The organism is Streptomyces lydicus, assembly GCF_000717345.1.
Classification (GTDB): domain Bacteria; phylum Actinomycetota; class Actinomycetes; order Streptomycetales; family Streptomycetaceae; genus Streptomyces; species Streptomyces lydicus.
Genome location: NZ_JNZA01000008.1, coordinates 184,913 through 208,720 on the forward strand (window position 1 = coordinate 184,913; position 23,808 = coordinate 208,720).

General features: G+C 73.9%; 23 protein-coding genes. 14 read left to right on the top strand and 9 right to left on the bottom strand.

What is annotated here, in order from left to right; all coding sequences use genetic code 11:
- Positions 1-39 precede the first annotated feature (39 nt).
- The 7 genes from OO62_RS09220 (at position 40) to OO62_RS09250 (ending at position 6,597) form a co-directional block, all read left to right on the top strand.
- Complete coding sequence (locus OO62_RS09220) at positions 40-1,359, top strand: L,D-transpeptidase (RefSeq protein WP_078617079.1); 1,320 nt, start codon at positions 40-42, stop codon at positions 1,357-1,359.
- 170 nt (positions 1,360-1,529) lie between these two features.
- Positions 1,530-2,771 (top strand): L,D-transpeptidase, encoded by a 1,242-nt coding sequence (locus tag OO62_RS09225; protein ID WP_078617080.1) that lies wholly within the window; start codon positions 1,530-1,532, stop codon positions 2,769-2,771.
- Between the two features lie 83 nt (positions 2,772-2,854).
- The gene (locus tag OO62_RS09230; RefSeq protein ID WP_033266783.1) at positions 2,855-3,622 is read left to right on the top strand and encodes an enoyl-CoA hydratase/isomerase family protein; all 768 of its coding nucleotides are present in this window, start codon (positions 2,855-2,857) and stop codon (positions 3,620-3,622) included.
- Between the two features lie 264 nt (positions 3,623-3,886).
- Positions 3,887-4,426 carry an ATP-binding protein gene (locus OO62_RS09235; RefSeq protein WP_033266784.1) on the top strand — a complete coding sequence of 180 codons (540 nt, stop codon included), beginning with the start codon at positions 3,887-3,889 and terminating at the stop codon, positions 4,424-4,426.
- 84 nt (positions 4,427-4,510) lie between these two features.
- Positions 4,511-4,915, top strand: a complete 405-nt coding sequence (locus tag OO62_RS09240) for a hypothetical protein (RefSeq protein WP_033266785.1) — start codon at positions 4,511-4,513, stop codon at positions 4,913-4,915.
- Between the two features lie 57 nt (positions 4,916-4,972).
- Complete coding sequence (locus OO62_RS09245) at positions 4,973-5,758, top strand: DsbA family protein (protein WP_033266786.1); 786 nt, start codon at positions 4,973-4,975, stop codon at positions 5,756-5,758.
- The gene (locus tag OO62_RS09250) at positions 5,755-6,597 is read left to right on the top strand and encodes a cytochrome c biogenesis CcdA family protein (RefSeq protein WP_033266787.1); all 843 of its coding nucleotides are present in this window, start codon (positions 5,755-5,757) and stop codon (positions 6,595-6,597) included. Before OO62_RS09245 ends, OO62_RS09250 begins: the two co-directional genes overlap by 4 nt.
- A 77-nt stretch (positions 6,598-6,674) precedes the next feature.
- Here OO62_RS09250 and dgt read toward each other — a convergent pair whose 3' ends face one another.
- The 5 genes from dgt to OO62_RS09275 form a co-directional block, all read right to left on the bottom strand.
- The gene (gene dgt, locus OO62_RS09255; protein ID WP_228332539.1) at positions 6,675-8,000 is read right to left on the bottom strand and encodes a dGTP triphosphohydrolase; all 1,326 of its coding nucleotides are present in this window, start codon (positions 7,998-8,000) and stop codon (positions 6,675-6,677) included.
- Between the two features lie 87 nt (positions 8,001-8,087).
- A complete protein-coding gene (locus OO62_RS09260; RefSeq protein ID WP_033266789.1) occupies positions 8,088-8,438 on the bottom strand; it encodes a hypothetical protein in 351 nt (116 codons plus the stop codon).
- Positions 8,439-8,656: 218 nt separating this feature from the next.
- On the bottom strand, positions 8,657-9,487 hold the full coding sequence (nadE, locus tag OO62_RS09265) for an ammonia-dependent NAD(+) synthetase (protein ID WP_033266790.1): 831 nt from the start codon (positions 9,485-9,487) through the stop codon (positions 8,657-8,659).
- A gap of 159 nt (positions 9,488-9,646) precedes the next feature.
- Positions 9,647-10,201 carry a GH25 family lysozyme gene (locus OO62_RS09270; RefSeq protein WP_033266791.1) on the bottom strand — a complete coding sequence of 185 codons (555 nt, stop codon included), beginning with the start codon at positions 10,199-10,201 and terminating at the stop codon, positions 9,647-9,649.
- Positions 10,202-10,612: 411 nt separating this feature from the next.
- Complete coding sequence (locus OO62_RS09275) at positions 10,613-11,833, bottom strand: glycosyltransferase family 4 protein (protein WP_033266792.1); 1,221 nt, start codon at positions 11,831-11,833, stop codon at positions 10,613-10,615.
- Between the two features lie 241 nt (positions 11,834-12,074).
- Between OO62_RS09275 and OO62_RS09280 the strand changes: the two genes are divergently transcribed.
- The 3 genes from OO62_RS09280 (at position 12,075) to OO62_RS39915 (ending at position 16,212) form a co-directional block, all read left to right on the top strand.
- On the top strand, positions 12,075-12,833 hold the full coding sequence (locus OO62_RS09280) for a response regulator transcription factor (RefSeq protein WP_033266793.1): 759 nt from the start codon (positions 12,075-12,077) through the stop codon (positions 12,831-12,833).
- Position 12,834: 1 nt separating this feature from the next.
- Entirely contained in the window at positions 12,835-14,385 is a 1,551-nt protein-coding gene (locus tag OO62_RS09285; protein ID WP_033266794.1) for a sensor histidine kinase, read from the top strand.
- Positions 14,386-14,619: 234 nt separating this feature from the next.
- Entirely contained in the window at positions 14,620-16,212 is a 1,593-nt protein-coding gene (locus tag OO62_RS39915; RefSeq protein WP_106974830.1) for a serine/threonine-protein kinase, read from the top strand.
- 41 nt (positions 16,213-16,253) lie between these two features.
- Here the strand turns inward: OO62_RS39915 and OO62_RS09295 are convergent, their stop codons facing one another.
- Positions 16,254-17,225, bottom strand: a complete 972-nt coding sequence (locus tag OO62_RS09295) for a M56 family metallopeptidase (protein WP_033266795.1) — start codon at positions 17,223-17,225, stop codon at positions 16,254-16,256.
- Positions 17,222-17,644 carry a BlaI/MecI/CopY family transcriptional regulator gene (locus OO62_RS09300; RefSeq protein WP_033266796.1) on the bottom strand — a complete coding sequence of 141 codons (423 nt, stop codon included), beginning with the start codon at positions 17,642-17,644 and terminating at the stop codon, positions 17,222-17,224. Before OO62_RS09300 ends, OO62_RS09295 begins: the two co-directional genes overlap by 4 nt.
- Before the next feature lie 114 nt (positions 17,645-17,758).
- Here OO62_RS09300 and OO62_RS09305 point away from each other — a divergent pair, with 114 nt between their 5' ends.
- The 4 genes from OO62_RS09305 to OO62_RS09320 all read left to right on the top strand — a co-directional run bounded on the left by OO62_RS09305 (position 17,759) and on the right by OO62_RS09320 (position 20,421).
- Positions 17,759-18,472, top strand: a complete 714-nt coding sequence (locus OO62_RS09305; protein ID WP_051732918.1) for a DedA family protein — start codon at positions 17,759-17,761, stop codon at positions 18,470-18,472.
- Positions 18,473-18,521: 49 nt separating this feature from the next.
- Positions 18,522-19,127 carry a phosphatase PAP2 family protein gene (locus OO62_RS09310; RefSeq protein ID WP_033266797.1) on the top strand — a complete coding sequence of 202 codons (606 nt, stop codon included), beginning with the start codon at positions 18,522-18,524 and terminating at the stop codon, positions 19,125-19,127.
- Positions 19,124-19,873, top strand: a complete 750-nt coding sequence (locus OO62_RS09315; RefSeq protein ID WP_078617083.1) for a phosphatase PAP2 family protein — start codon at positions 19,124-19,126, stop codon at positions 19,871-19,873. Before OO62_RS09310 ends, OO62_RS09315 begins: the two co-directional genes overlap by 4 nt.
- Positions 19,874-20,106: 233 nt before the next feature.
- Positions 20,107-20,421 carry a hypothetical protein gene (locus OO62_RS09320; protein WP_033266798.1) on the top strand — a complete coding sequence of 105 codons (315 nt, stop codon included), beginning with the start codon at positions 20,107-20,109 and terminating at the stop codon, positions 20,419-20,421.
- 43 nt (positions 20,422-20,464) lie between these two features.
- Here OO62_RS09320 and OO62_RS09325 read toward each other — a convergent pair whose 3' ends face one another.
- Positions 20,465-21,850 carry an L-serine ammonia-lyase gene (locus OO62_RS09325; protein ID WP_033266799.1) on the bottom strand — a complete coding sequence of 462 codons (1,386 nt, stop codon included), beginning with the start codon at positions 21,848-21,850 and terminating at the stop codon, positions 20,465-20,467.
- A gap of 123 nt (positions 21,851-21,973) precedes the next feature.
- Positions 21,974-23,650, bottom strand: a complete 1,677-nt coding sequence (locus OO62_RS09330) for an APC family permease (RefSeq protein WP_051732920.1) — start codon at positions 23,648-23,650, stop codon at positions 21,974-21,976.
- Between the last annotated feature and the right edge of the window lie 158 nt (positions 23,651-23,808).

The window sequence follows — 23,808 nt, forward strand, 5'->3', positions numbered from 1 at the left end:
TACATCCTAATATCGGAGTCATCCGTCACAATCCGGTACATGACCGTCCATCAGCAGGACCGAGCAGGGGGCCGAGCGCAGCGCCACGGGGGCATCCGGCCGCGGGGGCGCACGCCGGACCGGGCACGGGACCGGACGGCGGGCCACCGGCCGGGCGGGCGGGCGGCGTGCCGCATCCGGCTGGCCCTGGCCGCCGTCGCCGGCCTCGCGGGGGCGGTGGCGCTCACCGGCTGCGCGGACTCCGCCTTCTTCGACCCGGGCGCCCCGCCCTCCCCGGAGGAGACCATCAGCGTCGTTCCGCACAACGGCGCGCACGGCGTACGGGCCGACGGGCGGCTGGAGATCCGGGTCCCGCAGGGGCGGCTGGAGCGGGTCGAGGTCAGCCGGACCGGCGTGGCCGGCCGGCAGCGGGTCGCCGGCCGCATCTCGCCGGACGGCACGGTCTGGCGGCCCGAACGCGGCCCGCTCCACCTCGGCGCCACGTACACCGTCGACGCGGTGGCGCTGGACGGCCGCGGCCACCGCTCCGTCCGCCGCACCACGTTCCGCACCGCCCGGCCCGTCCACCACCTCACCGGCCACTTCTCCCCCCAGAGCGACGCCACGGTGGGCACCGGCCTGATCTTCTCGATGGTCTTCAACCGGCCGGTCGCCGACCGGGCGGCCGTCGAACGCGCCGTCACGGTCACCGCCCGCCCGCAGGTCGAGGTCGCCGGCCACTGGTTCGGCCGCCGGCGGCTGGACTTCCGGCCCCGCGACCGCTGGCGGCCGGGCACCGACATCACGGTGCGGCTGCGGCTGCGCGGGGTCAAGGCCGCCCCGGACGTCTACGGGACCCAGGCGCGCACCGTCCGCTACCGGGTGGCCCGGGACCAGATCAGCACCATCGACGCCGCGCGGCACACCATGACGGTCCGGCGCGACGGGCGGATCGTCGCGGTGCTGCCGGTCACCGCGGGCGATGCCGAGAATCCCACCTACAACGGGCGGATGGTGATCCTGGAGCGGCACTCGGTGACGCGGATGGACGGCGGCACCGTCGGTTTCGGCGGCGAGTACGACATCGCGGACGTCCCGCACGCCATGCGCCTGACCCGGTCCGGGACCTTTCTGCACGGCAACTACTGGGCGCGGCCCGAGGTCTTCGGCGGCGTCAACACCAGCCACGGCTGCGTCGGCCTCCGGGACCTCCGGGGCGGCGCCCCCGACACCCCGGCCGGCTGGTTCTTCGGCCGGTCGATCGTCGGCGACACCGTGGTGGTGCTCAACTCCCCGGAGCGCACCGTCGCACCGGACAACGGGCTCGGCGGCTGGAACCTGCCGTGGGAGCAGTGGCGGGCCGGTTCGGCGCTGCGCTGAACGGGCCGGTGCCCGGCCGCCGGCCCGGCCCACCCCCGCACTTGGGACTGAACGGTGACATCCGCGGGCAGTTCACATGTCACCGCTGTGTGGTTGTCTAGCGAAAAGCGCGCGGCCGTCCGCGGACGCGCGCGGGGGAGCGGGCCGTGCGAGGGGAAAAGGGGCCAGTCGTGAACGTCCAGCCGAATCCGGGGGTGCCGGGTCGCCGGCGTCGGTGGCCGCACGGCGGCCGGGGGCCGCTCGCGTTGCTGCTCGGCGCCACGCTGCTGCTGGTCAGCGCGTGCGGCGGGGACGACGGCGAGGACAAGAAGGACGCGGGCAAGGCGGGCGGGGACAAGGCCGCCTCCCAGGCCGCGGTGACGATAGCGCCCAAGGACGGCACGGACGGCGTCGCCACCAGCGGCGCGCTGAAGGTGACGGTCAGCAAGGGCAAGCTCAGGTCCGTCAAGGTCAAGGACGGCAAGGGCAACGAGGTCGACGGGAAGATATCCGGCGCCGGCGCCCTGTGGCAGCCGAGCGGCCATCTGGGCGCCTCGACGCGGTACACCGTCGACGCCGTCGCGGTGGACGGCCGCGGCCGGGAGTCCGCCGAGCACTCGGCCTTCACCACCCTCGTCCCCAAGAACACCTTCATCGGCCAGTACAGCCCCGAGAACGGCCAGCAGGTCGGCGTCGGGATGCCGGTCTCGATCCGCTTCACCCGCGGCATCACGCACCCCGAGGCCGTCGAGGACGCCATCAAGGTCAGCGCCCAGCCGTCGGTGCCCGTCGAGGGTCACTGGTTCGGCAACGACCGGCTCGACTTCCGCCCCGAGAAGTACTGGGCGCCGGGCACGAAAGTCACCCTGAAGCTCGACCTCGACGGCGTCGAGGGCCGCCCCGGGGTCTACGGCACCCAGGCCAAGGAAGTCTCCTTCACCGTCGGCCGCAGCCAGGTGAGCACGGTCGACGCCCGGTCGAAGGAGATGACCGTGGTCCGCGACGGCAAGAAGCTCAAGACCATCCCGATCACCTCGGGCGCGCCGGGCACCGAGACGTACAACGGCGCGATGGTGATCAGCGAGAAGCACCCCGTGACCCGGATGAACGGCGACACGGTCGGCTTCGGCGGCGAGTACGACATCAAGGACGTGCCGCACGCGATGCGGCTGAGCGCGTCCGGCACCTTCATCCACGGCAACTACTGGTCGGGCCGGCCGACGTTCGGCACCCGCAACGCCAGCCACGGCTGTGTGGGCCTCTTCGACGAGCGCGGCGGCGGCGACGGCTCCACCCCGGCGGCGTGGTTCTTCCGCAACTCCCTCATCGGCGACGTGGTCATCGTGAAGAACTCGCACGACGAGACGATCCAGCCGGACAACGGCTTCAGCGACTGGAACCTCTCCTGGGAGAAGTGGAAGGCCGCGCAGTAAGGGGACCGGCGGACGACCGGGCCCGGTGCACTGTGACACAGCGCACCGGGCCCGCTGTCGTTAACGCGTACTAACCTTCCCGCATGACTGTGAATCTCGAGGTCGCCGACGGCGTCGGCACCATCCGCCTGGACCGCCCGCCGATGAACGCGCTGGACATCGCCACCCAGGACCGGCTGCGCGAGCTGGCCGAAGAGGTCACCCGCCGCGACGACGTGCGCGCCGTCGTGATCTGGGGCGGCGAGAAGGTGTTCGCGGCCGGCGCGGACATCAAGGAGATGCAGGCCATGGACCACCCGGCGATGGTGGTCCGCTCCAAGGCGCTGCAGGACTCGTTCACCGCCGTGGCCCGGATCCCCAAGCCGGTCGTCGCCGCGGTCACCGGCTACGCGCTGGGCGGCGGCTGCGAGTTGGCGCTCTGCGCCGACTTCCGGATCGCGGCCGACAACGCCAAGCTCGGCCAGCCGGAGATCCTGCTCGGCCTGATCCCGGGCGCCGGCGGCACCCAGCGGCTGGCGCGCCTGGTGGGCCCGTCCAAGGCCAAGGACCTGATCTTCACCGGCCGGCACGTCAAGGCCGAGGAGGCGCTCGCCATCGGGCTGGTGGACCGGGTGGTGCCGGCCGCCGAGGTCTACGAGCACGCGCACGCCTGGGCGGCGCGGCTGGCGACCGGCCCCGCGCTCGCGCTGCGGGCCGCGAAGGAGTCGGTCGACGCCGGTCTGGAGACGGACATCGACACCGGTCTGACCATCGAACGCAACTGGTTCGCCGGGCTGTTCGCGACCGAGGACCGGGAGACCGGGATGCGCAGCTTCGTCGAGGAAGGGCCCGGCAAGGCCAAGTTCCGCTGAAACGCCTGGCGTTGGTGTGACGCCTGAGGTTTGGCCGGGACCGGGTGCCTCGTGTGGGCGAATGGTGGAAATCTTAACCGCGCCTTAAGGCAACCTTGTTGACGCATCGGGCCGCCCACTCGGCGGCCCGATGTCGTCGCAGGTCAGCCGGTTGCTCCCGGAAGAATGTCTGCCTTTGGCAGAGGTCTGGAGGGGGGTACGGAACCACTGATTCCGGGCAACGGATTCCGTGGGTTCCGCCCCACCGGCCGCCAAGTAGCAGCCATGATGGGGGGCATGGCGGGCCTCGAAGGAATGGAGCAGCCGCGGCCGCGGAGCGATCCGGCCGCCGCGCGATGGGGCATCCCCGGTGCGGACCGGAAACCGGCTCCGGCGCCGCGCGGTCCGGCGCCCGCGGCCGTCGATCTCGTCGGCGACCCGACCCTCGGTGAGGTCCGGTTGCCGTCCCGTCCGCAGTCCGCCGGCATCGCGCGCCGGCTGACCGCCGCCGTACTCCTCAGACAGTGGTCCCTCACCCCGCAGCTCGCCGAGCACGCCGTGCTGCTCGTCTCCGAACTCGTCGGCAACGCCGTACGCCACACCGGCGCCCGCACCTTCGGGCTGCGGATGCTGCGCCGCCGCGGCTGGATCCGCATCGAGGTGCGCGACCCGTCCCGCGGCCTGCCCTGTCTCATGCCCGTCCAGGCAATGGACACCAGCGGCCGCGGCCTCTTCCTCGTCGACAAGCTCTCCGACCGCTGGGGCGTGGACCTGCTGCCGCGCGGCAAGACGACCTGGTTCGAGATGCGGATCGCCGACCGCTGACCCGCGGCGCGGCCGGTGCTCCGGACGCCGGCCGACGGTCCGTAGGATGGGCCGTTGATGCTCGCGGCAGGCAGGAGGAGGGACATGCACCGGACGCACCGGCCGGCGGTGCTGCTGCTGCTCCTCCTCGCGGTCGCCTTCGGGCCGCTGCTGTGCCGTAACGGCGGCGAACAGGCATGGGGGCCCGGTCCCGGTGTGCGCGCCGCGGACGGGAGCGCGCGGACCGCCGTGGCGGACGACGGCGAGCGGGCCGGAGCCGCCGTCCCGGTCGCCGCCGCGCCCAAGCGGTGCTCCGGCCGTCATGCGCCGAGCCCCGACGAGTCCGCTCCGCTCCCCGCGCCGCACCGCGGCGAACCCCTGGCCCCCGCCACCACCGGCGCCGGCCCGCTCGCCGCCGACCTGCCGGCGCAGTACGCACTCGCCCGGCCGCCGACCGACGGCGCCTCCGCCGCCGACCACACCGCGCTCCTGCCCGTACTGCGGATATAGGCCGAAACCCCGACGCACAAAGGCCGCATTCCCACTTCGTACGTCTGGAGCTTTCGCATGCCCGCTTCCGCCTCTCCCACCCGCAAACTGGCCGCCATCGGCGCGATCGTCGCGCTCGTCGTCGCCGTGGTCGCCCTCGGCATCGCCGTCGGCAAGGCCGTCGAGGGCGACCGTGACACCGGCCCCGCCGGCGCACCGGAGGCCGCGGCCTCCGCCGGGTCCCAGGAGGACCCCGCACAGCAGAAGATGTTCGACGACCTCGCCCGGCAGACCAGCCGCCGCCAGGAGGGCGACCCGCTGGCGAAGGGCCGGAAGGACGCCCCGGTGGTGCTCGTCGAGTACGCCGACTACCAGTGCTCGTTCTGCGGGCGCTTCACCCGGGAGACCCAGCCCGAACTGATCAAGAAGTACGTCGACGCGGGCACCCTGCGCATCGAGTTCCGCAACTTCCCGGTCTTCGGCGCCGACTCCGAGCGGGCCGCCCGCGCCTCCTGGGCCGCCGGCCGGCAGGGCAGGTTCTGGCAGCTGCACGACACGCTGTACGCGAAGACCCGCAAGGGCGCCGCGCTGGCCGAGGACGAGCTCGTCGAGCTGGCCCGTGCCAGCGGGGTGCCCGACCTCGACCGGTTCCGCGACGACCTCAAGAGCGCCGGGGCCGAGCGGGCGCTGAAGAAGGACCAGGACGAGGGCTACCGGCTCGGTGTGCAGTCCACGCCGTCCTTCCTGGTCAACGGCCGGCCGGTGGCCGGCGCCCAGCCCACCGCGGTCTTCGCGCAGGCCGTCGAGGACGCCGCGGCCAGGGCGGACGCGAAGGGCGCGAAGGGTGCGGGGGCCGGGAAGTGACGACCGACATCGGCTACCTCGCGGCGTTCCTGGGCGGGGCGCTCGCCCTCATCAGCCCGTGCAGCGCGCTGCTGCTGCCGGCGTTCTTCGCGTACTCCCTCGCCTCCCCCGGCCGGCTGCTGGCCCGCACCGGCGTGTTCTACCTGGGGCTGGCCACGACCCTGGTGCCGCTCGGCGCGGCCAGTACGGCGGCCAGCCGGCTGTTCAACGGCCACCGCGAGCTGCTGGTCGCCGTCGGCGGCTGGGTCGTCATCGCGCTGGGGGTGGCGCAGATCCTGGGCCTGGGCTTCGCCTCCCGGCGCGCGCAGGCCGCGGCCGCCCGGATCACCCCGCGCTCGGCGGTCTCCACCTTCCTGCTCGGCTGTGTCTACGGCCTCGCGGGTTTCTGCGCGGGCCCGATCCTCGGCGCGGTGCTGACGGTGACCGCGGTCAGCGGCAATCCCGTGTACGGGGCCTCGATGCTCGCCGTGTACGCGCTGGGCATGGCCCTGCCGCTGTTCGTGCTCGCCCTGCTGTGGGACCGCTTCCGGCTCGGCGGCCGGGGCTGGCTGCGCGGCCGTGAACTGCGCCTGGGCCCCCTGCGGTTGCACACCACCTCGCTGCTGTCCGGGCTCTTCTTCATCGGCATCGGCGTGCTGTTCCTGCGCTTCAACGGGACCAGCGCACTGCCCGGAGTCCTCGACGCGGACAGCGAGTTCCGGGTCGAGGAATGGGCCACCCGGATCGGCAACGGCGTACCGGACGCGGTGCTGGTCGCGGTGGGTGCGCTGCTCGTGGCCGGGGTGCTCGGGCGGATCGCGCTGCGGCCGGACAAGCGGCGCGAGGACCGGGCCGACTAGAGGACCGGCCGACTAACGGCCCGGCGGCGCGGCGCGGACCGGGGCCCGTGCGCCCGGCCCGCGCCGCCGCCCGCCGCTCACAGCCACACGTTGTCGTTCACCGAGCCCAGGCCGGTACCGGACAGCCGCCGGTGCAGGGCCAGTGCCTGGTCCTCGGTGAGCGAGGCGACGTGGTCGGCCGCGGTGCGCAGCCGGTCGCCGTGCAGCGCCAGCTCCTCGGCGCGGTCCGGCGGCAGCAGCTCGGGGGCGTCATGGGTCCAGCGCAGCAGCTCGCTGACCACCCGTCGCTTGCCGTGCTGCTGGGTGGCCAGCGCGGGCCGGTCGATGACGTAGCACCACACCAGCTCCTTGAGCAGGTCGCAGGCGGCCCGGCGGTCCTCGGGGATCACCAGCCGCGCCCCGTACCTGATCGCCGCGGTGCCGCCCACCTCCAGCTCGACGCCCCGGGTGAAGTACGAGATCAGGTCGGCGGTGCGGCGGTTGACCGCGACCGCGTCCTCATGGCTGCCGCTGTACGGGGCGGGCACCGCCAGCCGCTTGCCGATGTCCGCCATCATCACCAGCGCCGCCGCCCGGTCGAACGGCTCGCCCGCCCGCGCCCGCTTGGCCTGCACGTAGTCCAGGAAGCGGCGGGTTTCCCGCTCGGTGTCGCCGCCCGCCGCGCCGTCCGGCGGGAAGAGCGAGGCCAGCGGGATCAGGCCCGTGCGGTAGAAGTCCTCGACGTCGTGGCAGGCGTAGGTGACGTCGTCCGCCCAGTCCATGACCTGCTCCTCGACCGGTACGGCGGTGTCCGTACGGCCGGCCCGCACCCAGGCGAACGCCTCCCGGTCGGCGACGTACACGCCCCACTTCACATGGCGCGCCGGATCCTGGTCGGCCGGCGTCCGCTCCCACGGGTACTTCGTGGCGGCGTCCAGACAGGCGCGGGTCAGATGGAGTCCGCGGTGGCCCGGGTACTTGTGGGCGGCGAGGAAGGTCAGCACCCGCAGGGTCTGGGCGTTGCCCTCGAAGCTGTCCAGCACCCCGTCCGCGAAGTGCAGCTCGTCCATGGTGGCGCGCAGCGCCAGCTCGCCGGCGTGCCCGAACGGCGGATGGCCGATGTCGTGCGCCATGCACGCGGCCTCGACGAGCGCCGGGTTCGGACCGCCGTACTTGCGCTCCAGCCGCTCCGCCATCCGGCGGCCGAGCTGGGCGACCTTCATCGAGTGCGTCAGCCGGGTGTGGTACGCGCCCAGCTCGGCGCTCGCCACCACCTGGCTCTTGCCGGCCAGCGCCCGCCACTGCGTCGAGTACAGGATCCGGTCGACGTCGTGCTCGAACCCGGACCGCTGCCCGTCGTCGGACACCCGCCGGCGCAGGGAGTGCTGTTCCAGGTCCTCATCGCTGTATCTGGCAGGTCGCATGCGCGGATGGTAGTCCGGCCGGCCGCGCGGCGGGCCGGGGCGTGTCGTGCGGATCACCCCGGGCCCGGGCTGATCCGCATGATGCGCCTAGGCGCCGATCCGGCGGGGCCGGCGGGGGCGCGGGCGGGCGTGCGGCCGGATGTGCGGGTGGGCGTCGGCCCGGCGGCGGCGGTCGTTGCAGAGCAGGCACCTGCCGTAGCCGGGCGGGAGGGGGTCCTCCGGGTCGCCGTACAGCGGATCGACGGCGCCGTTCGGATGGAGGGCGCAGCCGGTCGGGCCGGTCTCGGCGCCCAGCGAGCTGGCGGCGGTCAGTGCCTGGCGGAGGACATCGACGAGCTGGTCCGCGTCGCGCCGGGTAGGGGCGGACTGCAGGGCACAGGCGAGGTCGGAGGCGGTGGTCAGCGCGGTCTGGAGTTCGCGCAGGTTTGCGTAACCCATGCCCCGGAGCGTAGGCGGCCCCACTGACAATTGATCTTCCGATCGGATTTCGCGGCTTCCCATGGCCGCATGCATGCCCGCTGTCACCCACGATTCACCACCGGCCGGGTGACTGTCCCCTTGCGGGCGCATGACGCGCCGGGGGCGGTGGCCGCGCGCGGGCCCGGGCGCTCCCCGGCCGGGCGGAGCGCCGCGGCCGGTGGAGCGCCCGCCCGGCGTCACGGCGCGATCGGCAGCTCCCGCTTGTGGGCGGTGAGGCGGTAGCGGCGGACGATCGACTCGACGGCGGCGGCGTCGACCGGCTTGCCCTCCAGGAAGTCGTCGATCTGGTCGTAGGTCACGCCGAGCGCGTCCTCGTCGGGCTTGCCCGGGTCGAGCGTCTCCAGGTCGGCGGTCGGCACCTTGGTCACCAGCTCGCGCGGGGCGCCCAGCGCCGCCGCCACCGCGCGCACCCGGCGCTTGGTCAGCCCGGTGAGCGGCACCACGTCGGCCGCGCCGTCACCGAACTTGGTGAAGAAGCCGGAGACCGCCTCGGCGGCGTGGTCGGTGCCCACGACCAGACCGTCCTGGGCGCCGGCGACCGCGTACTGCGCGATCATGCGCTGCCGGGCCTTGATGTTGCCCTGGACGAAGTCCTGGTGCCGCGCGTCGCGGAAGGTGAGGCCGCCGTCCAGCGTGGCCTGCAGCGCCGCGTCGCTCGCCGGGCGGATGTCGACGGTCAGCTCGCGGTCGGCGCGGATGAACTCCAGCGCCCGCTGGGCGTCCTTCTCGTCCGCCTGCACGCCGTACGGCAGCCGCATCGCGTAGAACGTCGCCTCGTGGCCGGCCGCCCGGGCCCGCTCCACGGCGAGCTGGCAGAGCCGGCCGGTGGTCGTGGAGTCGACGCCGCCGCTGATCCCCAGCACCAGCGAGCGCAGGCCGGTGGAGGTCAGCCGCTCCGTGAGGAAGGTCACCCGGCGCTCGATCTCCTGCTCGGCGTCGAAGGACGCGGTCACCTGGAGATCCCGGGCGATCTCCTGCTGCAGGGTCTTGGACGCCGGGTCGCTCACGGCTGCTCCTCTGGTTCTCGCGTGCCGCACCGTACGGGCACGGTGCGGCATCTGACAGGGTTCTGGCGCGGCCGCGGTCACCCGATGTGCCGTACGCCTACGCAGGGTGTGGCCCGTGCGTACGCGCGGTGACGTGGATCCGCGTACCGGTAGGAAACCTTATGCCGGGTGCGCCCACTTCTTCAGGGCGGCCTTGCTGGAGAAGTCCGCGACGTCCTTGTCCAGGGGCCGGTCGGTGTACTGGTGGATGCGCCATTTCGCCTTGATCCGCGGATGTCCCGCGGTGACGTAGTCGGCGATCCACAGGCCGTCGGCCGCGTAGGACGTGGTGTCGTGGTTGAGCCAGAAATCGCGGTTGCAGTAGAGCAGCACGCGGTGCGTGGGACGCAGGTTCTTCACCGCGTGCAGGAACTGGTCCTTCTGCGCATCGCTGGCACACGTCCCCTCGCCGGTGCGCTCCCAGTCGCAGGCCAGGATGTCGCCGTGCACCGAGGCGCACTTCTCGACGAAATACCGCGCCTGGGCGGCGATATTCCCGGGCCACAGAAAGTGGTAGAAACCGACCACACATCCTGCTTTACGGGCCTTTGCCGCCTGCGTGTTCTGGTGGGGATTGATGTAGGAACGGCCTTCGGTCGCCTTGACGAAAACGAAGTCCAGCCCTTCGGCGGAATACGAGGTGTTGTAGGCGCTGACATCGACACCGTGCAGCATGAACGGCCTCCTGTCGATCGGACCTGCGGATGCGAAGCGCCAACTGCGCGAACCGCCCACGGTGTTGCCGGCTTTCCGGCGGTGTCCTCATTTACGTACGGGCTCGTGATCCGTGCGGGCCCGCGCTCTTTGCCGTGGTGTGTTCCGTGCGCTCCGTGCGTTTGTCTGTCCCGTTGCGATGCGTAGGTGTGCCGGTTCGTTCCAGCAGTTCAGCATGTTCCTCGGCGAAGACGCCAGAGAGTTGCCGGGAAGTTCCTTGCCGTACCGGCATATTGCGGCTCACGGGAGGGGACGGAACGGGGCGGATGTGCGCGGGCGTGAGTGCGGGGCCGGTCCCGCCGACCGGACCGGCCCCGCCGTGCAGGGGTGCGCCCGGCCGTCCGGCCGGGCGCGGGCGGCCGGGCTCGGGGGTCAGCGCCGCCGGGCCTGCCGCAGCAGCCGGCGCGCGCGGTTGCGGGCCCGTCCCACGGCGCGCCGCCAGGCGCGGGGGACGCGCGTCGAGTGCAGCTCGTCGAACAGGAGTTGGTAGCGCTCGGCGATCGGCTCCGGGGCGTAGCGGGCCGAACTCTCCAGCGCGGCCTCGGCCATCTCCCGGCGGCGCTCGGGCGTCTCGATGAGTTCGAGCAGCCCGGCGGCCAGTGCCTGCCCGTCGCCGGGCGGGACCAGCAGCCCGTTGCTGCCGTGGTCGATGATTTCGGCGGGCCCCAAGGGGCAGTTGGTGCTCACGACGGGCACCCCGCAGCGCATGGCCTCGACGAGCGTCATGCCGAACGACTCGGCGTCCGAGGCCGACGCCACGATCGACGCCTTGGCGAACTCGGCCTCGATGGGCGAGCGCGGCCCGGTCAGTTCGGCCTGCTCGGCCAGCCCGAGGCCGTCGATCAGCCCCTGGAGCTGCGCCCGCTCGGCGCCGCCGCCGTGTATCCGCAGCCGCCAGTCGGGGTGCTTGGCGGCGACCGCGGAGAACGCCTCGATCAGCAGGTCGAAGCGCTTGCCGCGGACCAGCCGGCCAGCCGCGGCGATCACCTTCGAGGTGCCCGGGGACAGCGGCCCGGCCGGGGCGGGCACGATGTTCGGCACCGCCAGGACCGGTACGCCCGGCAGCCGCATCCGCGCCCGGTAGACGGCGGCGTCCGCCTCGGTCGTGGTGACCAGGGCGTCCAGCGTCCGGTAGTGGTGGGCGAGTTCACGGCGCAGCGCCTTGCTGTGCGCGTCGTGACGCAGGTGCTCCTGGGCGATCCGCAGCGCCCGGCGGGGGCCGAAGCGGGCCAGGTAGACGTTGATGCCGGGGCGGGTGCCGATCAGCACGTCCGCGTCCGTGCCGCGCAGGAACTCCGCCGCGCGCAGGTCGATCAGCCGGCTGTACTGGTGGTGCCGCTTCTCGGTCAGCGGGAAGTCCTGCGCGGGCTCGGCGAAGAGCGGATCGGCCATGTCCGCGCTGCCCACCCGCGTGTCCACCAGCGGTACCAGCCGCACCCGGGGGTCCAGCGTGAACCGCGGGACCTCGCGGTGCCGCATCATCGAGACGACCTCGACGTCGTGCCGGTCGGCCAGCGCGGCGGCGAGGTTGAAGGTGGTGCGGATGGTGCCGCCGATGGCGTAGGCGTTGTGCAGCAGCAGAGTGATCTTCATGCGGTGTCGTGTTCTTCCCGAGGTGTGACCGGTCGTTCCGACCGGTGAGGGCCCCCGCCGCGGCACCGGGCCGCCGCGACCGGCCCGTCCGGCACGGGGGCCACCGTGTCGTCAAGGGGTAAGCCGAGGGCGTGGCGGGGGTGAGAGCGCGGTAAGAAGCACGGGTGAGAGCCGGGTAAGAAAGCCGCCGCCGGTCCGGCCGCCGGCCGCCGCACCCCGGTGACCTTGGCAGACTTGCCGGGTGACGCATTCCGTACTGCTCGCCGAGGACGACCGCCCCATCCGCACCGCGCTGGAGCGCGCCCTGACCCTGGAGGGGTACCGGGTCACCGCCGTCGCGGACGGGATCCAGGCGCTGGCCGCCGCCCACCGCGAGCGGCCGGACGTGATCCTGCTGGACGTGATGATGCCCGGCATCGACGGGCTCCAGGTGTGCCAGGTGCTGCGGGCCGAGCAGGACCGCACCCCGATCCTGATGCTGACCGCCCGGGTCGAGACGGCCGACCGGATCGCCGGCCTGGACGCCGGCGCCGACGACTACGTGGTCAAGCCGTTCGAGGTCGAGGAGGTCTTCGCCCGGCTGCGGGCGCTGCTGCGGCGCACGACGGCGGGGGACGGCGCCACGGCCGGCACCGGCACGGAGACCGCCGGCGAGGCGGGGGAGCCGGGCGAGGCGTCCGCCGCCCGGGCGGCCGACAGCGGTGTCGTGGAGGCGGCCGACCTGCGGATCGACGGCCCCTCGCGCCGGGCCTGGCGCGGTGACCGCGAGCTGGAGCTGACCCGGACCGAGTTCGAGCTGCTGGAGCTGCTGGCCCGCAACGCCGGGATCGTCCTGGACCACTCGACGATCTACGACCGGATCTGGGGCTACGACTTCGGGCCCGGCTCCAAGAACCTCGCGGTGTACGTCGGCTATCTGCGCCGCAAGGTCGACGTCCCGGGCAGCCGCCCGCTGATCCACACCGTGCGGGGCGTCGGCTACGTCCTGCGGGAGGACTGAGATGCGCCCGCCGCGCCGCCGTACCGAGGAGGACGGGACCGCGCCCGCCGCCCGGCGGCCGGGCCGGCTGCGCGCCCGGCTGCGCTCCTGGGCGGCGTCCTGGCGGCGGGGCGGCCGGGACGCCTGGCTGCGCACCCGCAGGCCCGCCAGTCTGCGGACCGCCTTCGCGGTGGCGTTCGCCGTGGGCGCGGCGGGGGTGACCGTGCTCGTCGGGTTCCTGAGCTACGACGCGGCGGCGCGGCTGGTGCGGGTGGACGAGAAGTCGGTGTTCTCCGAGGTCGTACGGGATCTGCGGGCCCAGGTCCAGGAGAAGCCGTTCCAGCCCGCCGACTACGCGACCTCCGACCCCGATCACGACGGGCCGCGCGACGACCTGACCCGGCCCACCCGTACGGACGTGCAGGTCCTGGGGGCCGGCGGCCGGGTCGTGGAACTGGGGCGGCCGGCCCTCCCCGTCGGGTCCCAGGAGCGCCGGATCGCCTCGGACCGGCAGCCCGGCCGGTACGCACAGCGCGAGGCGGACATCGGCGACGAGGAGTACCACGTCGCGACCGTGGCGCTCGGCGGTGGCCGGGGCGCGGTGCAGGTGGCCCAGAAGTTCAGCGAGACCGAGGACCTGCTCTCCGCGCTCCAGCAGCGCACCGCACTGCTGGCGGCCGCGGTCATCGCGCTGGCCGGCGCGGGCGGCTGGTGGCTGGCACGCCGGATCACCGGCCGGCTGGTGCGGCTGACCTCGGTCGCCGAGAGCGTGGCGGAGCACGGGCGGCTGGACGTACCGGTCCCGGTGGCGGGCCGCGACGAGGTCGCCCGGCTGGGCCGGGCCTTCGACGACATGCTCGGGCGGCTGGCCAGCGCCGTCCAGGACCAGCAGCGCCTCGTCCAGGACGCCGGGCACGAACTGCGCACCCCGCTGACCTCGCTCCGGACGAACATCTCGCTGCTCAAGCGGTTCGACGAGCTGCCGTCGGACGCCCGCGAGGAACTGCTCGCCGACCTGGCGGGGGAGGCCCGGGAGCTCAGCGACCTGGTCAACGAGCTGGTCGATCTGGCGGCGGGCCAGGGCGACGACGACCCGCTGTCCGACGTGAACCTGGCCGACGTCGCGGAGAAGGCGGCGGCCTCGGCCCGCCGCCGCACCGGCCGGGAGATCGCGGTACGGACCGTCCGGCCGGCCGTCGTCGAGGGCCGGCCCGCCGCGCTGAGCCGGGCGCTGACCAATCTGCTGGAGAACGCCGCCAAATTCGACGCGGGCGGCACCGAGCCGATCGAGGTCCTCGTCACCGGGGCCCGCATCGAGGTCCTCGACCGCGGCCCGGGCATCGCCGAGGCCGACCTCACCCGGGTCTTCGACCGCTTCTACCGCGCGCCGGCCGCCCGCGGCCTCCCCGGCTCCGGGCTCGGCCTCGCCATCGTCCGCGAGATCGCCACCGCCCACGGCGGCCACGCGTTCGCCACCCACCGGCCGGGCGGCGGCGCCACCCTGGGCTTCACGGTGGGCCGGGGCCGGCGCACCGGAAGGAACGAGGACGCGGGAAGCCGGGGCGGGGCCTGAAGCGTGTCGCGGAAGGCTGCGGGACGGGCATGTCCCTTGCCTGCCTGCCACCTCCACGCCGCGGTCGTCTTCCGCCGGTCCGCCCCCGAGAGCGAGTGCCGTACGTCATAGTGATGCGTGCGCCCGCGGGGTGGGAGGGGCGTCCGGGTTCACCCGGGAACGGGTGGTCCCCTGAAGCCGATTCGCCTGTGAACAACGGCAGTTGAAGCAGATCGCAGACACATAGGGGGAGCAGTGTCCGAGCAGACACGACCGGGCCGCTTGGTCGGTGGGCGCTACCGCCTGGAGGAGGCCCTGGGCGGCGGAGGGTTCGGCCGTGTCTGGAGGGCTCATGACCGGACCCTGGATGTCGACGTCGCCGTCAAAGAGGTCTGGCTCCCCCCGGCGACATCCGAGACGGAGCACGCGCAACGACTGGTACGAGCGGAGCGGGAGGCCCGCAACGCCGCCAAGCTGCGCTCCCACCCCTGTGTCGTCGCCGTCCACGATGTGGTCATCGAGGACGGGGCGCCGTGGATCGTCATGGAACTCGTCGAAGGCGCCAACCTGGCCGACAGGCTCGCCGAGAACGGCCCGATGCCGGTGGCGGACGTCGCGCGGATCGCCGGCGAACTGCTGGAAGGTCTCGGAGCCGCACACCAGGCGGGAATCGTCCACCGGGACGTGAAGCCCACCAATGTGATGCTCACCCGCGACGGCCGGGCCCTGCTCGCCGACTTCGGCATCGCTGTCCACAAGGGTGATACGGCCGTCACCACGACCGGAGGGCTGATCGGCTCGCTGGAATACATGGCGCCGGAGCGGTTCGACGGTGTCGACTCCGGTGGCGCGGGAGACCTGTACTCCCTGGGCGTGACGCTGTACCAGGCGCTGGAGGGGGTGTCCCCGTTCCACCGCGACACCCCCACGGAGACCCTGTCCGCCGTGGTACTCGGACAGGCGCCCGCCCCTCAACGCGCGGGCCGCCTGGGCCCGTTGATCACCTGGCTGCTGGACAAGGACCCCGCCAACCGGCCAACCGTCGCGCAGGCCCGGGCCGTGATCGACGGGGCCCCGTCGCCCCGGGAGCGCCCCGGGGGCCCAGCGGAGCCGGTCAAGGCGGCGGATCCCGGAGGGGCCGCGGAGGCCCAGGAGGTCCAGGAGGTCCAAGAGGTCCAAGGGATCCAGGAGGTCCAGGAGGTTCAAGAGGTCCAGGGGATCCAGGAGCCCCCGATTTCTCCGGCGGCCTCCGAAGCGCCCACGCGCCCCGTTCCCCCGGCGGCTCCCACCCTCCCGCTCCCCCCGCCGCCGGAGCCGAGCCCGCGCCGCCCTCGCGCGCTCGTCGTCGCGGGCGCCGCTGTCGTCGTCGCGGCCGTCATCGGGGGGATCATCGCCCTCACGGCGAGCGGCGACGGCGACGCCGCCGACACCGGCGCGAGCACCCCGCCGAGCTCCTCGGCCCCGGACCGGGCCGGAGCGGGTGACGCGTCGGGATCCTCGTCCGGCGGCAGCGGCGGCCTCACCACCGAGGCCGGTTGCGAGAACTGGTCCGAGACCGTCAAGAAGTGGGACCGGATCGTCACGTCCGACCGCTACGGCAACGGCAAGGCACCGATCGAGGACCTGCTCCGGGAGATCCAGGACCTGGACCGGGCCAACCTCGCCAAGGCGACGAAACCGGCGGTCAAAGCGGGGCTGCAAAAGGACCTGGCAGGCGCCACCAAGGCCCTCGACGCCCACCGCTCCGGCGACGAGCGGGGCTTCAGCAAAGTGCTGTACGAACGCGCCTCCAGCGGCATGGACATGGTCAGCGCCTGCCACGGGTTGGATTCCTCGTCAGGGTCCTGACCCCTCTCCACGGCCCAGCGGGCCTCCCGGCCGGCCCGCTCTCAGTGCCCGGTCGTCTCTCCCTGGGCGACCTCGACGGTCTGGTGCAGGTCGGCGGCGGCGTCCAGGGCGGAGGCCGCGGAGAAGGTGACGCAGGTGAGCAGGGCCGCGGCGATCAGCCGGCGGCCGCGGAAGCCGGTGCGCAGGGCGGGGGTGTGCGGCTCGGGGGCGGGGGTGAGCAGGGCCGCGACCCGGCGCGGCACCGGGCCGGCGGTCGCGGCCAGGACGGTGCGGGGACGGTACGGCGCGGGGGCGTCCGGGCGGGCGGCCAGCGCGGCGCGGCCGATGGCGCGGGCGGTCAGCCGGCGGTCGCCGACCCGGGACGCCGCCGACTCGTCGGCCCAGCGCTCCAGCGCGAAGGCCAGCGGGGCGCGCAGCGAGCGCAGCAGGGGGTGGCAGGCGGCGGCCAGCGCGACCGTGAGCAGGAAGAGGTGGTGCCGCCCCGCGAGGTGGGCCCGCTCATGGGCGAACAGCGCCTCCCGCTCGGCCGGCGACAGCGCGCGCAGCATGCCGGCCGTGACCACCACCCGTCCTGGCCGTCCCGGCCCTCCCGGCAGGGCGTAGGCGTCGGGCGCGGCATCGGGGAGCACGCACAGGTCGCCGGAGACCGGGTGCGCGGCGGTGCCGCGGCGGGCGGCCCGCAGCTCGCCGCGGTGCCGGGCGGTGCGGTACGCCACCGCGCACGCGCAGGCGGAGAGCAGCCCGACGGCCACCCACGCGGCCGGGACCGACACGGCCGGATCGTCGCCGAGCAGCGGCAGCGAGAGGTGTTCCAGCGCGGCGACCGGCGGCAGCCGCAGCGCGCCGGCGGTGGCCAGCAGGCCGAGCGCGGCGGTCGTGCAGCCGGCCAGCAGGGCGGCGCAGCCGGTCAGCAGCCAGGCCGCGGGGCGCGGCGGCAGCGACTCGGCCAGCCGGCGGGCGGCCGGCACCGCGAGCAGCGGCATCAGCAGCGGGATCCAAACGGCGAAGATCACGGGGCGGCCCCGGGTCCGGTCCGCGGGCCGGCGTCCGGCGTCGGGTCGGCGCCCGCGCCCTCCAGGAGGGTGCGCAGCAGCTGCTCGTCCTCGTCGGTCAGCTGCGAGACGAAGCGGGCCAGCGCGGTGCCGCGGTCGTCCTGCTTGTCGAGTTCGCTGCGCATCCGCCGGGCGGTCAGCCCCGCGGAGTCCTGTATCGGTGAGTAGGCGAAGCCCCGGCCGGCTCTGGAGCGGGAGACCACGCCCTTGTCGTGCAGCCGGGTGAGGATCGTGGTGACGGTCGTACGGGCCAGCCGGCCCCCGAGGGCGCCCTGCACCTCGGCCGGGCTCAGCGGCACCCCGGCCGTCCAGAGCGCGGCGAGCACGCTCGCCTCCAGCTCGCCGGCGGGGCGTCGCCGCGCGGGTGGGGTCTGCGACATGGAACGCCCTTCAGCTGATCGTCGTCTACAGTTCCGTAGACCGTCTACGTGACTGTAGTCGGTCGGGCCGGCCGCCCGGCAGGCCCGCAACCCATTATGGGAGGGGCCACCGACATGGCCGTAGCCGCCGCATTCGCGCAGGTGACGGGAGGCGTGCCGGGCACGATCCAGGCCGTCGACGTGCTCGACGCCGGCTCGCTGCTCGCGACCTTCGGTGCCCTGGGCGTCGCCGTCGTCCTCTTCGCCGAGACCGGGCTGCTCGTCGGCTTCTTCCTGCCCGGCGACTCCCTGCTCTTCACCGCCGGGCTGCTGTGCGTCCCGGGTGCCGGCGGCGCCGCCCACCTCGCCCTGCCGCAGGTGCTCCTCGCCGCCGCGGTCGGAACACTCGCCGGCTCCCAGACCGGCTACTGGATCGGCCGGCGCGGCGGCCGCAGCCTGCTCGCCCGCAGCCGTGCCCGCAAGCTCCGCGAGGGCGCCGCCCGCGCCGAGGAGTACCTGACCCGCTACGGCCACGCCAAGGCCATCGTCCTGGCCCGCTTCGTCCCCGTCGTGCGCACCGTCCTCAACCCGCTGGCCGGCACCCTCAACGTGCCGGCCCGTACCTTCACCCTCTGGCAGGTCACCGGCGGTCTGGTTTGGACGCTCGGCCTCACCCTCGCCGGATACGGCCTGGGCGCATCCGTACCGAACGTCGACCGCTATCTGCTGCCGATCGTCGCCCTCGTGGTGCTGGTCTCGCTGTCCCCGATCGCCCTCGAAGTGCTGCGCGCCCGCCGCCGCCCGGCCGCGGCCCCCGGCGACGCCCCGACCCCGCCGCCCGGCACCTGACCGGCCCCGCCGCACCACCGCACCCACTGCACGCCGCCAAGGAGCACCCGTGAACCACCTCGCCTTCGGCGGAGCCTCGATCGACGGCGGCGCCTACGTCGGGATCACCCACCTCGCCCGGCACGCCCCGCACGGCCTGAACACCGTCATCACTTACTTCAGCGACTACGGGCTCGCCCTCTTCGCGGTGCTCATGCTGATCGCCTGGTGGCGGGCGCGGCGCGGCGGGGCGGGCGCCGTGGCGCGGGCGCTGGCCGCCCCCGCCGTCGTGGTCGTCGCCTTCCTGCTCAACGACGTGTTCAAGAGCGTCTTCGACGAGCAGCGGCCCTGCCGCACGCTGCACACCGTCACGGTCGAGGTCTGCCCCGGCCTCGGGGACTGGTCCTTCCCCAGCAACCACTCCGCCATCGCGGCGGCCGCCGCGGTCGCCCTCTTCCTGTGCGACCGGCGGCTCGGCCGGATCGCCGTACCGGCCGCGCTCCTGATGGCGGCCTCCCGCGTCTGGATCGGCGCGCACTACCCGCACGACGCCGTCGTCGGCCTGCTCGTCGGCACCCTCGTCGCCTGGTGGCTCACCCCCCTGGCCGGCCGCGCGTCGCCCGTGGTCGACCGGATCGGCGCCACCCGGCTGCGCCCCCTGGTGGCCGCGCGGTGACCGGGCCCGGACGGGACGCGGAGACCGGACCGGAGCGGGGCACCGGACCGGTGCCGCGGCCGCGGCGCCCCGGTACCCGGCCGCTCCTCGCGCTCGCCGCGCTCTGCGCCACGCTGTTCACCGCCGTCGCCGTCACCGTCGCGGTGCGGCACGGCGCCCCGCTCGCCCCCGAGGAGGCCGTCCACCGCTGGGCCCTGGCGCACCGCGGGGAACCGCTGCGCTCGACGGCCGGCGCACTGACCGCCACCGGAACCGGCCCGGTCCCGTACCTGATGGCCGTCCTCGCGGGCCTGCTGGCCGGCCGGGGCGCGCGCGGACGGCTGCGCGCGGTCGCCTGCGCGGTCGCCGTCCTCGCCGTCGACCAGGCGGTCCGCTACGGCCTGATGGAAATGCTCGCCCGGCCGCGGCCGACGACCGCCGACTGGGCCGGGCGCGCCTCCGGCTACGCCTTCCCCTCCGGCCACGCCACCACCTCCGCGCTCGCCGCCGGCCTGCTGGCCTGGGGCATCGCCCGGTACGCCGGCCGGGGCCCGGCCCGTACCTGGTGCGCGGTGCTCGCCCTCTGGGCCGTCGCGGTCGGGCTCACCCGGGTCTGGCTGGGCGTCCACTGGCCCGGCGACGTGCTGGGCGGCTGGCTGCTGGCCGGTACCGTGCTCAGCCTCGCGCTGCTCCTGGAGCGGTACGTCCTCCCGGACCGGTACGCGGCGGTCGGGCTGCCCGAATCGGGCGGCGCAGGACCTGCGTGAGGGCCGCGTAAGCGCCGCGCATGCCTTCGTACGCGCCCCTTCGCGCGCCGTACGCCCCCTTTTGCCGCGTATTCCCATGAATAGCTGACGATCGGACCAGGTCTTTCCCAAGGCGGCATGGACGCCTCCCGCACCGAGCAGCACTGTCCTGGGCCCCGGGGACCGCAGCAATCGCGCCACCCGGAGCCGCGCCCACGGCACGTACCACCGCACCAACCGGGGGACACCACGCCATGAATCAGCCGCTCGACGCCCCGACCCCGCGCCCCGTAGCCGCCGGGGAGGCCCGGCCGCCCACGGCGGCCCGCACCGGCCGCTGCCCCGCAGCGGCGGCCAAGGACCCCACGCCCTGCGAGGGCCCGCACGACGCCGCCACCATCGTCGACCGCCACGGCAGGGAGGTCGCCGGCTGCGTCCAGCACTGCGCCCGCCTGCTGGCCGGCCTCGAAGGCGCCCGCGTCCACCCCTTCGTCCCGGCGCGCCAGGCCCTGGACATCTACTCCCGGGCCCGCGAACTCCCGCCCTGCGCCTGGGAGATCGGCAGATAGCGGCCCGCCGCCGGCCCCGCGCCCGGGGCCGGCCCGCAGCCCGTCAGCACTCGATGATGTTGACCGCCAGTCCGCCGCGGGCGGTCTCCTTGTACTTGACGCTCATGTCGGCGCCGGTCTCCTTCATGGTCTTGATGACCTTGTCGAGGGAGACGTGGTGGCGGCCGTCGCCGCGCAGCGCCATGCGGGCGGCGGTGACGGCCTTGACGGCGGCCATGCCGTTGCGTTCGATGCACGGGATCTGCACCAGGCCGCCGACGGGGTCGCAGGTCAGGCCGAGGTTGTGCTCCATGCCGATCTCGGCGGCGTTCTCGACCTGCTCGGTGGAGCCGCCCAGCACCTCGGCCAGGCCACCGGCGGCCATGGAGCAGGCGGAGCCGACCTCGCCCTGGCAGCCGACCTCGGCACCGGAGATCGAGGCGTTCTCCTTGAACAGCATGCCGATCGCGCCGGCGGCGAGCAGGAAGCGCACCACACCGTCCTCATCGGCGCCGGGGACGAAGTTGACGTAGTAGTGCAGCACGGCGGGGATGATGCCGGCGGCGCCGTTGGTGGGAGCGGTCACCACCCGGCCGCCGGCGGCGTTCTCCTCGTTGACGGCCATCGCGTAGAGGGTGATCCACTCCATCGCCAGGGCCTGCGGGTCGCCCTCGGCGCGCAGCTTGCGGGCCGAGCCGGCCGCGCGGCGGCGGACCTTCAGCCCACCGGGCAGGATGCCCTCACGCGACATGCCCCGCGCCACGCAGGACTGCATGACCTGCCAGATCTCCAGCAGCCCGGCGCGGATCTCGTCCTCGGTGCGCCATGCCTTCTCGTTCTCCATCATCATGGCCGGGATGGACAGGCCGGTGTCGTGGGCCAGGCGCAGCAGCTCGTCGCCGGTGCGGAAGGGGTACTTCAGCACGGTGTCGTCGGGCACGATCGGGTTGTCGCCGGCCACGGCGTCCTCGTCGATGACGAAGCCGCCGCCCACCGAGTAGTAGGTCTTCTCCAGCAGGGGCGCGCCGGTGGCGTCGTAGGCGGCCAGGGTCATGCCGTTGGCGTGGTACGGCAGGGCGCGGCGGCGGTGCAGGATCAGCTGGCTGGCCTCGTCGAAGGCGACCTCGTGGGCGCTGCCTATCTCGGCGCCGAGCAGTCGCAGCCGGCCGGTGGAGCGGATGCGCTCCACCTCGTCGTCGGCGGTTTCGACGTCGACGGTGCGCGGGGAGTGGCCCTCCAGGCCCAGCAGCACGGCCTTGGGCGTGCCGTGACCGTGGCCGGTGGCGCCCAGCGAGCCGAACAGCTCGGCGCGCACGGCGGTGGTCTGGGCGAGCAGGCCGTCCTTCTTGAGACGTCCGACGAACATCCGGGCGGCGCGCATCGGGCCGACGGTGTGGGAGCTGGAGGGGCCGATGCCGATGGAGAAGAGGTCGAAGACGGAGATGGCCACGGGGGCGGACTCCCTTGTCTGCTCGTGGTGGACGGTGGAGCGGGGAAAGCGGACGAAAAGCTGTGGGGAGGTATTCGATTCCGTGCCGGTTTTCGAGCGTAACGCGGACCCGGCGCGGTGCCCTCAGACGGAAGCCATCGGGCGTCCGTCGTCGGGGGTAACAGTGGGTGCCGGAGCCGCCGCGGTGGCGGGCTCCGCGCCGGTCAGGCCCGCCTCGTGCGCCTTCACACCGGCCCGTACGGCCCAGAAGTAGAAGGCCGGGGCGGTGAGTGCGACCAGGGCGATGTCCAGGCCGCCGGGGACGAGGCCGCGGCCGCCGAAATCGGGGCTGCCCAGCGCGGACAGCGTCGCCATCCAGATCAGGAAGAGGATCATCCACCAGGCCGGTGCGAGCTGCGCCGGCAGCTGGTTCCACGCCGCGCGGCCCGTCGCGCCCGCACCCTTGCGCCGCAGCACCAGCACCGCGACCGGCACCGACACCAGCGTCAGCAGGGCGACCTTCCCGGTGTCCGGCCACTTCGACCAGTACAGCGCGCAGGCCGCGAACGCGAAGGTGACCGGGCACAGGATCCCGGCGGCGGGCAGCCGGAAGGGCCGGGGCAGCCCGGGCCGGGTCCGCCGCAGCACGCCCACCGCGATCGGGCCGATCAGGTACGAGATCACCATGGCCGCCGAGACCACCCCGGCCAGCGCCTGCCAGCTGCGTCCGACGGTCAGCAGCAGCAGGACGGAGAAGCCGAGGTTGAGCCACATCGCGGGGCGCGCGGTCCCGTACCGCGGGTGCACCGCCGCCAGCTTCCGGGGGAAGAAGCCGGTCTCGGCGAGGTTGGTGACCATGTACGCGGCCGAGGCGACATTGGCGATGTTGGAGCCGGCCGGCGAGATGAAGGCGCCGAACTGGAGCATGGTGACCACCCAGTGCAGCATCAGCAGCTTGGCGAGGTCGGCGAACGGCGAGTTGAGGTCCACGCCCTGCCAGCCGCCGGCCCGCGCCAGCTGCCCGGGCGGCACCGCCCCCAGGTACGCGGCCTGCAGCGCCAGGTAGAGCACCAGGCCCAGCGCGAGCGCGCCGGCCAGGGCGACCGGGATGGCCCGGCCGGGGTTCCTGGCCGCGCCGCCGAGGTTGACGACGGCCTGGAAGCCGTTGAAGGCGAAGACCACGCCGCAGGTCGTGACGGCGGTGAGCACGGCCGGCCAGCCGTACGGGGCGAAGCCGCCGTGCGCGGTGAAGTTGGAGGTGTGGAAGCCGGACGCGACCAGCGCGGCCACGGCGAGCACCGGGATGGCGAACTTCACCAGGGTGAGCACGGTGTTGGCGCGGGCCAGCAACTGGACCGACCAGTAGCAGGTCAGCCAGAGGGCCACGGTCAGGGCCAGCGCGGTGACCGTGCCGGAGAGGGTGAGCTGATGGGTCGCCGGATCGACCAGGCCCTGCGCCCAGCCGAAGCTCCAGGACGTCATGTACTGGGTGGCGGCGATCGACTCGATGGGGATCAGCGAGGCGACTGCGATCCACACCGCCCAGCCGGTCAGGAAGCCGAGGACCGGGCCGTGCGAGAGATGGCCGTAGCGGGCCATGCCGCCGGGGATCGGGTAGGCCGCGCCGACCTCTGCGTAGGACATCGCGATCATGCCGATGAAGACGGCGCCGATGACCCAGGCGACCAGTGCCGCGGGCCCCGCCACCTGGGCGGCGGCGCCGGCGCCGAAGAGCCAGCCGGAGCCGAAGATCGATCCGATGCCGATCATGATGAGGGCGAAGAGGCTGAGCCCCTTGCGGTCGCCCGCGCTCATGTCCATGGGAGGTGTGGTCCGTCCTGCCGTCGTCGATTGCCCCCTCGCCGTTGAAGGGCCGCTGTCCTGTGCCGCCGACCACCTTATTTGCGGCGAATGGCCCGGGATTCCGGGGATGCGCCGGCGACAGGGAGGACAACGGGCCGCGCAGAGCACGAGCCCGG